The following is a 925-nucleotide window of genomic DNA, read 5'->3' as shown; positions in this document are numbered from 1 at the left end:
AAAGAAAATCATAGGAGTGATCACGCATGACCTACACCCATATTACCACGGACGAGCTAGTAATCATAGAAGCCTATTTCCATCAAGAGACCCCGACTTCACAGATTGCGAAACGGATTGGGCGTGCCCGTCAGACGGTCCATAATGTCATCGCATATCTCAAGGACGGGCACACTGCGCTGGAGTATTATCGGCGCTATAAGGAAAACAAAAGCCGGTGTGGTAGAAAACGGATTGTTCTACCGACCGATCAGCAGAAACATGTTGAAAAGCAGGTGGCGCAAGGCTGGACACCGGATGTGATCGTCGGTCGGCAGGAGATGCCAATTGACTGCTCGGGCCGTACACTGTATCGAATGTTCAAACGAAAAACCTTTGATGTAGCCACACTGCCGATGCAAGGCAAGCGAAAACCAAATGGCCATCAGGAACGCCGGGGCAGACAGGCCTTCAGGCGAAACATCTCTGAAAGAACAACTGACTACCCGGCGTTCAATGAAGAATTCGGCCATCTCGAGGGAGATACCATCGTCGGTGTCCGCCACAAGAGTGCCGTCATCACGCTGGTTGAACGCCTGTCTAAGGTCATTATCACCTTGAAGCCTGAAGGCCGGACGGCACAGGCAATCGAGTCTGCCATCAATACGTGGTGTCAAGAGATGCCCAGAAACCTGTTCAAGTCCATCACTTTCGACTGTGGTAAGGAATTCTCCAACTGGCAATCGATGAGCAACCAGAACGATCTGTCCATCTACTTTGCCGACCCAGGGACACCGTCTCAACGGGGATTGAATGAACATTCCAATGGCCTGCTCAGAAAGGATGGACTGCCCAAAGACATGGATTTCAACACGGTCGATCAGATATTTGTCTCGTCTGTCGCTTCAAGAAGAAACCACATACCGAGAAAATCATTGAACTACCG

General features: G+C 50.4%; 1 protein-coding gene. It reads left to right on the top strand.

The features are described from left to right. Positions 1-26 precede the first annotated feature (26 nt). On the top strand, positions 27-925 hold an 899-nt coding region (locus tag ACFFLE_RS11115; RefSeq protein ID WP_380572258.1), incomplete at its 3' end, for an IS30 family transposase.

Source organism: Salinicoccus siamensis (genome assembly GCF_042429615.1).
GTDB lineage: Bacteria > Bacillota > Bacilli > Staphylococcales > Salinicoccaceae > Salinicoccus > Salinicoccus siamensis.
The sequence above is the reverse complement of the archived record's forward strand: the minus strand, read 5'-3'. Positions and strand labels throughout refer to the sequence as shown.